The organism is Massilia sp. X63 (assembly GCF_041023745.1).
Lineage (GTDB): Bacteria > Pseudomonadota > Gammaproteobacteria > Burkholderiales > Burkholderiaceae_D > Telluria.
This window is the reverse complement of sequence record NZ_JBFTEF010000025.1, coordinates 22,921-31,000: the sequence shown is the minus strand read 5'-3', so window position 1 is coordinate 31,000 and position 8,080 is coordinate 22,921. Positions and strand designations below refer to the sequence as shown.

The 8,080-nt window shown below is 61.6% G+C and carries 11 protein-coding genes; all 11 read right to left on the bottom strand.

Features of this window, described 5'->3' with window-relative positions; all coding sequences use genetic code 11:
• Window positions 1-178: 178 nt before the first annotated feature.
• On the bottom strand, window positions 179-2,032 hold the full coding sequence (dsbD, locus tag AB3347_RS25195; protein ID WP_369094403.1) for a protein-disulfide reductase DsbD: 1,854 nt from the start codon (window positions 2,030-2,032) through the stop codon (window positions 179-181).
• A gap of 129 nt (window positions 2,033-2,161) precedes the next feature.
• Window positions 2,162-2,557 carry a 50S ribosomal protein L17 gene (gene rplQ, locus AB3347_RS25190; protein ID WP_005663400.1) on the bottom strand — a complete coding sequence of 132 codons (396 nt, stop codon included), beginning with the start codon at window positions 2,555-2,557 and terminating at the stop codon, window positions 2,162-2,164.
• Between the two features lie 181 nt (window positions 2,558-2,738).
• Window positions 2,739-3,716 carry a DNA-directed RNA polymerase subunit alpha gene (gene rpoA, locus AB3347_RS25185; protein WP_027867241.1) on the bottom strand — a complete coding sequence of 326 codons (978 nt, stop codon included), beginning with the start codon at window positions 3,714-3,716 and terminating at the stop codon, window positions 2,739-2,741.
• A 269-nt stretch (window positions 3,717-3,985) separates the two neighbouring features.
• Window positions 3,986-4,609, bottom strand: a complete 624-nt coding sequence (gene rpsD, locus AB3347_RS25180) for a 30S ribosomal protein S4 (RefSeq protein ID WP_369094402.1) — start codon at window positions 4,607-4,609, stop codon at window positions 3,986-3,988.
• A 268-nt stretch (window positions 4,610-4,877) separates the two neighbouring features.
• Complete coding sequence (gene rpsK / locus AB3347_RS25175) at window positions 4,878-5,288, bottom strand: 30S ribosomal protein S11 (RefSeq protein WP_027867243.1); 411 nt, start codon at window positions 5,286-5,288, stop codon at window positions 4,878-4,880.
• Between the two features lie 14 nt (window positions 5,289-5,302).
• A complete protein-coding gene (gene rpsM / locus AB3347_RS25170; RefSeq protein ID WP_036208931.1) occupies window positions 5,303-5,668 on the bottom strand; it encodes a 30S ribosomal protein S13 in 366 nt (121 codons plus the stop codon).
• 16 nt (window positions 5,669-5,684) lie between these two features.
• Window positions 5,685-5,798: a 50S ribosomal protein L36 gene (gene rpmJ / locus AB3347_RS25165; RefSeq protein ID WP_005663407.1), complete on the bottom strand. Its 114-nt coding sequence runs from the start codon at window positions 5,796-5,798 to the stop codon at window positions 5,685-5,687.
• A gap of 36 nt (window positions 5,799-5,834) precedes the next feature.
• Window positions 5,835-6,053: a translation initiation factor IF-1 gene (gene infA / locus AB3347_RS25160; RefSeq protein WP_005663428.1), complete on the bottom strand. Its 219-nt coding sequence runs from the start codon at window positions 6,051-6,053 to the stop codon at window positions 5,835-5,837.
• A 20-nt stretch (window positions 6,054-6,073) separates the two neighbouring features.
• Window positions 6,074-7,408 carry a preprotein translocase subunit SecY gene (secY, locus tag AB3347_RS25155; RefSeq protein ID WP_369094401.1) on the bottom strand — a complete coding sequence of 445 codons (1,335 nt, stop codon included), beginning with the start codon at window positions 7,406-7,408 and terminating at the stop codon, window positions 6,074-6,076.
• Window positions 7,409-7,436: 28 nt separating this feature from the next.
• Entirely contained in the window at window positions 7,437-7,868 is a 432-nt protein-coding gene (gene rplO / locus AB3347_RS25150; RefSeq protein ID WP_369094400.1) for a 50S ribosomal protein L15, read from the bottom strand.
• Between the two features lie 26 nt (window positions 7,869-7,894).
• Window positions 7,895-8,074 carry a 50S ribosomal protein L30 gene (gene rpmD / locus AB3347_RS25145; protein ID WP_036246278.1) on the bottom strand — a complete coding sequence of 60 codons (180 nt, stop codon included), beginning with the start codon at window positions 8,072-8,074 and terminating at the stop codon, window positions 7,895-7,897.
• Between the last annotated feature and the right edge of the window lie 6 nt (window positions 8,075-8,080).

Genomic DNA, 8,080 nt, shown 5'->3' with positions numbered 1-8,080 from the left:
AATGCGGATGAAGCGGGAGCGATCTCCCGCTTTGACGGTAGCTCTTTCTTTTTCATGTATATCCTTCCAGGGCTTATTGTCCCCTATTTGGATGTCCATGAAACACGGACCACCTCAACCTGACCCCATAAATATGACCTCATAAATATTTCGTACGCCCTGCCGGGCGCGCGTCAACTCACGGCAGCTTCGCCAGGGAGTTCAGGAATTTCTTGGGATCCTGGTAGCCGATCACCCGGCTGTCCTCGATCTCTTTCCCATCCGCCCCGAACAGGATGATCCCCGGTGGCCCGAACAGCTTGAAGCGCTTCAGCATCGCCTTGTCGTCCGCATCGTTGGCCGTGACGTCGACCTGCAGCAGGATCGTGTTCGCCAGCTTCGCCTGTACTGCCGGGTCGACGAAGGTCAGCTTTTCCATTTCCTTGCAGGACACGCACCAGTCGGCATAAAAATCGAGCATCACGGTCTTGCCGCCGGTACTCGCCAGTTCGCGGTCGAGGTCGTCCACGGTCTTGATGCGCTTGAACACCAGTTCCCGGTGCGCTTCCCCGCTCAGGTGGGCCAGCGGTGCGAGCGCATCGCGCCCGCCGGTGGCGGCGCCGACCAGCTGCACGCCACCCAGCACGGCAAACGCGGCGCCCGCCGCCATCGCGCCCCAGTGCCTGTGCTTGCGCAGCAGGTAAAAGCCGTAGCCGAACAGCAGCGCGGCCCAGCCGAGCATCTGCACGACCGGCGGCAGCACCGGCGACACCAGCCACAGTGCCATCGCCAGCATCAGCACGCCGAACAGGCGCTTGACCGATTCCATCCAGGCGCCGGCGCGCGGCAGCAGCGAGCCGGCCGACACACCGACCAGCAGCAGCGGAATGCTCATGCCGACCGCCATCGCGAACAGCGCGGCGCCGCCGATGACCACGTCGCGGGTCTGGCTGATGTAGACCAGCGCGCCAGCCAGCGGCGCGGCCACGCAGGGGCCGACGATCAGCGCCGAGATCGCGCCCATGGCGAACACCCCGACCAGCTTGCCGCCCGACTGGCGGCCCGAGGCGCTGGCGAGGCGGCTTTGCAGCGCGCTCGGCAGTTGCAGTTCATAAAAGCCGAACATCGACAGGGCCATCGCCACGATCAGGAGCCCGAAAGCGCCCAGCACCCAGGGATTCTGCAGCGCCGCGGCCAGGCCCTCGCCCGCCAGGCCGGCAGCCACGCCCAGCGCGGTGTAGACAATCGCCATGCCCAGCGAATAGGTCAGCGACAGGCTGAAGCCGCGCGCGCGGCTCACTTGCCGGCCTTCGCCGACGATGATCGAGGACAGGATCGGCACCATCGGCAGTACGCAGGGCGTGAACGCCAGGCCCAGGCCGAGCAGGACGAAGGCCGGCACGATCGCCAGCAGGCGCCCGCCTTCGAGGATGCCCGCGATGCCGGCCATGTCGGATGGCTGGGATGCCGCCGCGACCGCTGCCGCCGGCGCCTGGGCTGGCGCCGCTGCCGGCGTTTCCATCTGCGGCGTCGACGACAGCGGCGCGGTCGACATCTGCGCCACGCCGGCGCCGATCGGCAGCGCAGGCGCGGCCGCGCCGCCGCTGCCGGCGGACAGCTGGGCGCTGTGCTCCTGCGGCGGGTAGCACAGGCCGGCGTCGGCGCAGCCCTGGCTGGTCGCGCTCAGGGTGAACGGACCGCTGCCCTCCACGGGAATTCGGATCCGCAGCTCGCCCTTGTGGGTCTCGACATCCTTCTGGAAGGTCTCGTCGTACTTCACCTTGCCCGGCGGGATGGCGGGCGTGCCGAGTTTCACGCCGTTGGCCTGGAAGGCGAAGCGCTCGCGGTACATGTAGTAGCCGTCGGCAATCTGGTAGCGCAGCTCGACCGTCTGCGGGTCGAGCATGCGCGCCTCGAAGCGGAAGGCAATCGCGGGGTCGAGGAATTCGTCGGCGGCCTGGGCGGCGCCGGCGCCCGACAATAGCAAGACGGCCAGGAGCGTGGTGCAGGCTTGCAACAGCCCGCGCGAAAATCGACGGAGGGTGAAGAACATGGTATCCAATGAATTTTTACAGCGCATCGGCATGGTACACCGGCGTGGGAATCTGCGTGCAGGCCGGAGCCGGAGCACAGGCGAAAAAAAACCAGGCCGGAGCCTGGTTTTTTGAGCCGCGGAAAGCGATTACTCGGCGGTCGGTGCTTCTTCAGCCGAGGTGACTTCCGGACGGTCCAGCAGTTCGACGTACGCCATCGGCGCGTTGTCGCCCACGCGGAAACCCATTTTCAGGATGCGCAGGTAGCCGCCGTTACGGTTGGCGTAACGCGGGCCGAGTTCAGCGAACAGCTTCTGCACCATTTCGCGATCGCGCAGGCGGGCGAATGCCAGGCGCTTGTTTGCCAGGGTGTCGGTCTTGCCCAGGGTCAGGATCGGTTCGATGACGCGACGCAGTTCCTTGGCTTTCGGCACGGTGGTTTTGATGGCTTCATGACGCAGCAGCGAAACGGTCATGTTGCGCAGCATTGCCAAGCGGTGGGACGAGGTACGGTTCAGCTTACGGAGGCCGTGACGGTGACGCATGGTACTTCCTTTCGAGTGTTTAAATTCCAGTTCTTCGATCGTTCATGCCGAAGCATGCCCGCGGACCGGTTCAGTTGAGGTTGGTTACTACGGTTTGATCACCCAAAAAGGATCTGGCTCTGCCAGTCCTTTTTGGCTGATTCCACCCGAAAGTAGGTGTGTACTTTCGGGTGAATACTTATTACTTCTCGAGACCTGCCGGCGGCCAGTTCTCCAGCTTCATGCCCAGGGTCAGACCACGGGATGCCAGCACTTCCTTGATCTCGTTCAGCGACTTGCGGCCCAGGTTCGGGGTCTTCAGCAGTTCGTTTTCCGAACGCTGGATCAGGTCGCCGATGTAGTAGATGTTCTCGGCCTTCAGGCAGTTCGCCGAACGGACGGTCAGTTCCAGGTCGTCGACCGGACGCAGCAGGATCGGATCGACCAGCGGCGCACGCGACGGTGCTTCGGCGGCGGCTTCGGTGCCTTCCAGGGCGGCGAACACGTTCAGCTGGTCGACCAGCACGCGTGCCGATTGGCGGATCGCTTCTTCCGGAGTGATGACGCCGTTGGTCTCGATGTTGATGATCAGCTTGTCCAGGTCGGTACGCTGTTCGACACGGGCCGATTCCACGGCGTACGACACGCGGCGCACTGGCGAGAACGATGCGTCCAGGATGATGCGGCCGATGGTCTTGTTGGTGTCTTCCGACAGGCGGCGCACGTTGCCCGGCACATAGCCGCGGCCCTTCTCGACCTTGATCTGCATGTCCAGCTTGCCGCCGGCGGTCAGGTGAGCGATCACGTGATCCGGGTTGATCAGTTCCACGTCATGCGGCAGGTCGATGTCCGAAGCCAGCACGGCGCCTTCGCCTTCTTTCTTCAGGGTCAGGGTGACGGAGTCACGGTTGTGAACCTTGAAGACCACGCCCTTCAGGTTCAGCAGCAGGTCGACGACGTCTTCCTGCACGCCGTCCAGCGACGAGTACTCGTGCACGACACCGGCGATCGTCACTTCGGTCGGCGCGTAGCCGATCATCGACGAGAGCAGCACGCGACGCAGCGCGTTGCCCAGGGTGTGGCCATAACCACGCTCGAACGGCTCCATCACGACTTTTGCGTGACCAGGAGCGATTGCTTCGACATCGATGATACGTGGCTTCAACAGACTGTTTTGCATGAAATGTCCTTTTCAATACCCTCGGCTCGTTACACCGATAAGGCTGATGGCATTAATAGAAAGCGCCTGCTCGACGAGCAGGCGGTGAGGCGAATTTTGTGAACGACGGGAGATGAGATTCCGATCCTGTTGCGGCGCCGACCTTGGGGTCGCTGCCACCGCACACCACCTCGTCGTTCCGGCGCCGGCCGGGACAATGCCACTGGCACTGTCCAGGCCGGCGCCGGAGTGACGACAAGGGGACGGCAAGCCGTCCCCGAGGTCGTCGATTAACGCGAGTACAGTTCGACGATCAGCGCTTCGTTGACGTCAGCAGCGATCTCGTTACGCTCCGGGAACGAACGGAAGGTGCCTTCGAACTTCTTGGCATCGACCGAGACCCAGCTCGGGAAGCCGACTTGCTCAGCCAGCGACAGCGCTTCAGCGATACGCACTTGCTTCTTGGCCTTTTCGCGCACGGCGATCACGTCGCCGGTCTTGACCTGGTACGAAGCGATGTTCACGACGTTGCCGTTCACGGTGAAGGCCTTGTGGCTCACCAGCTGGCGTGCTTCAGCGCGGGTCGAGCCGAAGCCCATGCGGTAGGCGACGTTGTCCAGGCGGGCTTCCAGCAGCTTCAGCAGGGTTTCGCCGGTGTTGCCCTTGCGGCGCGATGCTTCTGCGAAGTAGCGGCGGAACTGGCGCTCGAGCACGCCGTACATGCGCTTGACCTTCTGCTTTTCGCGCAGTTGGTTGCCGTAGTCCGAGGTGCGGGCACCCGACTTGACGCCGTGCTGGCCTGGCTTGATGTCCAGCTTGCACTTCGAATCGAGCGAGCGGCGTGCGCTCTTCAGGAACAGGTCGGTGCCTTCACGGCGCGACAGTTTTGCTTTTGGTCCGATATAACGTGCCACGTTGAATCCTTAAAATAATAATCACGCCCCGGAGGCATCGCGAACGATGCGGCAGGCGCTAGTCCGCTTCTCGTAGAGAGCAGACGTGGCTTGAAAAAACGCCGGCCGTAAAAACGGCAGACGACAAGAGCCGGGCAGTATAACCCATTTTCAGGGCACTGCGCCGACCAATCTCGTAAAACACAACGGGGCGCAAGGCCCCGTCGTTGGCTTTTCGCGACGCAGGACGGTCCGAAAACCGCCCTGCTTCAGCGTCAGCGTTATCGTATTAGATACGACGACGCTTCGGCGGACGGCAGCCGTTGTGCGGAACCGGGGTCACGTCCTGGATTTCGGTGATCTTGATGCCCAGGTTGTTCAGTGCACGCACAGCCGATTCACGGCCCGGGCCTGGGCCCTTGATACGCACTTCCAGGTTCTTCACGCCCGATTCCTGAGCGACTTTGCCTGCGGCTTCGGCAGCAACCTGCGCTGCGAACGGGGTCGATTTGCGCGAACCCTTGAAGCCGGCGCCGCCGGAGGTAGCCCACGACAGGGCATTGCCCTGGCGATCGGTGATCGTGATGATGGTGTTGTTGAAGGACGCGTGCACGTGGGCGATGCCCTCGGCGACGTTCTTCTTGACTTTCTTGCGTGCGCGGGCTGCTGCTGCGGCTGCGCTGCTCTGTTGCTTGGCCATGGTCGGTTCCTAGATTATTTCTTGAGCGATTGAGCTGCCTTGCGCGGGCCCTTGCGGGTACGAGCATTGGTGCGGGTACGCTGACCGCGCACTGGCAGGCCCTTGCGATGACGCATGCCGCGGTAGCAGCCCAGGTCCATCAGACGCTTGATGTTCATGGACAGTTCGCGGCGCAGGTCGCCTTCCACGACAAACTTCGCAACTTCGTCGCGCAGCTTCTCGAGTTCGTTATCGTCGAGGTCCTTGACCTTCTTGTTGGTAGCGATGCCGGTTGCGTCGCAGATCTTCTGCGAACGCGGACGGCCAATGCCGTAGATAGCCGTCAGGCCGATCACGGTGTGCTGATGATTTGGGATGTTAACCCCTGCAATACGTGCCATTCGTTATTCCTCGAAATTAACCTTGACGCTGCTTGTGACGCGGCTCGACGCAGATCACACGGACCACGCCCTTGCGCTTGATGATCTTGCAGTTGCGGCAGATCCGCTTGACTGAAGCGTTAACTTTCATTTTGCACTCTCTTCGGTTCGTTTACTTTAATGATTTTTACTTGGTGCGGAACACAATGCGGGCCCGGGACAGGTCATACGGAGTGAGCTCCACCGTGACCTTGTCACCCGGGAGAATGCGGATGTAATTCATGCGCATTTTACCCGAGATATGTCCCAAAACCACGTGCCCGTTTTCCAGCTTCACGCGAAATGTTGCGTTCGGGAGATTCTCGAGAATCTCCCCCTGCATTTGGATGACGTCGTCTTTTGCCATTCGGTCTATGCCTTCCCCGCTTATCGCGACGGAATTCCGCCCTTGAAGTTCGCCTTCCGCAACAATGATTCGTACTGTTGCGACATGACGTAGTTCTGCACTTGTGCCATGAAGTCCATGGTCACGACCACGACGATCAGCAGCGACGTGCCACCGAAGTAGAAAGGAACTTTCCACTGCGAGGTCATGAATTCCGGCACCAGGCACACCAGGGTGATGTAGACCGCACCGGCCAGGGTCAGGCGCATCAGGATCTTGTCGATGTAGCGGGCAGTCTGCTCGCCCGGACGGATGCCCGGAACAAACGCGCCGCTCTTCTTCAAGTTGTCCGCCGTTTCCTTGCTGTTAAATACCAGCGCCGTGTAGAAGAAGCAGAAGAACACGATCGCCACCGCATACAGCAACGCGTGGATCGGCTCGCCCGGTGCCATCGACGCGGCCAGGTCCTTCAGGAACCCGATGAACGGGCTCGTGGTGTCCTTGCCACGCGTGAACCAGTCGACGATCGTCGCCGGGAACAGGATGATCGACGAAGCGAAGATCGGCGGGATCACGCCGGCCATGTTCAGCTTCAAGGGCAGGTGGCTGGTTTGGCCACCGTAGATCTTGTTGCCGACTTGGCGTTTGGCGTAATTGACCAGGATCTTGCGCTGGCCGCGTTCCACGAACACGACGGCATACGTCACCGCTGCCACCAGAATCACGATGAGGATCGCGGAAATGCTGCCGATCGAACCGTTCGAGACCAGGGTGAACAGGCCACCCAGGGCCGACGGCAGACCTGCTGCGATACCGGCAAAAATGATGATCGAAATACCGTTGCCAAGACCACGCTCGGTGATCTGCTCGCCCAGCCACATGAGGAACATGGTGCCGGTCAGGAGCGTCACAACCGTGACGAAGCGGAAGCCCATGCCCGGATCGAGCACGAGGCCAGGCTGCGCTTCGAGCGCGACCGCGATGCCGAACGCCTGGAACAAGGCCAGTGCCACCGTGAAGTAACGGGTGTACTGGGTGATCTTGCGGCGGCCGGCTTCGCCCTCTTTCTTCAGCGCCTCGAGTTGCGGCGAGACGATCGATGCAAGCTGCATGATGATCGAAGCCGAAATGTAAGGCATGATGCCGAGGGCGAACACGGTAAAGCGGGACAGGGCGCCACCCGAGAACATGTTGAACATGCCCAGGATGCCGCCTTCGTTCTGCTTGAACAGCGCTGCCAGCTGCACCGGGTCAATCCCGGGGACCGGGATATGAGCACCGATGCGGTACACGACCAATGCGCCAAGCAAAAACCACAGCCGACCCCAGGGGAAGCCGGAAGCGGCGCTTTTACCAAGTTGTGAATTAGTCGCCAATTTTTGCTCCGATCAGGCAGGGCCGCAATTAAGCGACCGAACCGCCAGCTGCTTCGATCGCCGCTTTCGCGCCGGCAGTAGCCTTCAGGCCCTTGAGGGTCACCGCTTTGGTGATCTCGCCCGACAGGATGACGCGCACGTCGCGCGCCAGCACCGGCAGGATGCCTGCTGCTTTGAGCACCATGACGTCGATCTCGCCGACGGCCAGGTTGTTCAGGTCCGACAGACGCACTTCAGCCTTGAAGGTTGCGTTCAGCGACTTGAAGCCGCGCTTCGGCAGACGACGCTGCAGAGGCATCTGACCGCCCTCGAAGCCGACTTTGTGGAAGCCGCCCGAACGCGATTTCTGACCCTTGTGACCGCGACCGGCAGTCTTGCCCAGGCCCGAGCCGATACCGCGGCCAACGCGACGCTTCGCGTGCTTGGCGCCGTCAGCTGGTTGAATGGTATTGAGTTCCATTGATTTCTCCGTACGTAAGCCGCGGCTTACGAAACAACTTTAACGAGGTACGCGACTTTGTTGATCATGCCACGCACGGACGGGGTGTCCTGCAGCTCGGAAACCGAGTTGACACGACGCAGACCCAGGCCGCGAACGGTAGCACGGTGATCCTGACGGGTACCGATCAGGCCCTTGACGAGCTTGACTTTGACAGTGTTTGCCATGTTTGT

Excerpts from the sequence above, each read along its gene's own strand:
- dsbD (WP_369094403.1), bottom strand. The coding sequence starts at position 2,032 with ATGTTCTTCACCCTCCGTCGATTTTCGCGCGGGCTGTTGCAAGCCTGC.
- rplQ (WP_005663400.1), bottom strand. The coding sequence starts at position 2,557 with ATGCGTCACCGTCACGGCCTCCGTAAGCTGAACCGTACCTCGTCCCAC.
- rpoA (WP_027867241.1), bottom strand. The coding sequence starts at position 3,716 with ATGCAAAACAGTCTGTTGAAGCCACGTATCATCGATGTCGAAGCAATC.
- rpsK (WP_027867243.1), bottom strand. The coding sequence starts at position 5,288 with ATGGCCAAGCAACAGAGCAGCGCAGCCGCAGCAGCAGCCCGCGCACGC.
- rpsM (WP_036208931.1), bottom strand. The coding sequence starts at position 5,668 with ATGGCACGTATTGCAGGGGTTAACATCCCAAATCATCAGCACACCGTG.
- rpmJ (WP_005663407.1), bottom strand. The coding sequence starts at position 5,798 with ATGAAAGTTAACGCTTCAGTCAAGCGGATCTGCCGCAACTGCAAGATC.
- infA (WP_005663428.1), bottom strand. The coding sequence starts at position 6,053 with ATGGCAAAAGACGACGTCATCCAAATGCAGGGGGAGATTCTCGAGAAT.
- rplO (WP_369094400.1), bottom strand. The coding sequence starts at position 7,868 with ATGGAACTCAATACCATTCAACCAGCTGACGGCGCCAAGCACGCGAAG.
- rpmD (WP_036246278.1), bottom strand. The coding sequence starts at position 8,074 with ATGGCAAACACTGTCAAAGTCAAGCTCGTCAAGGGCCTGATCGGTACC.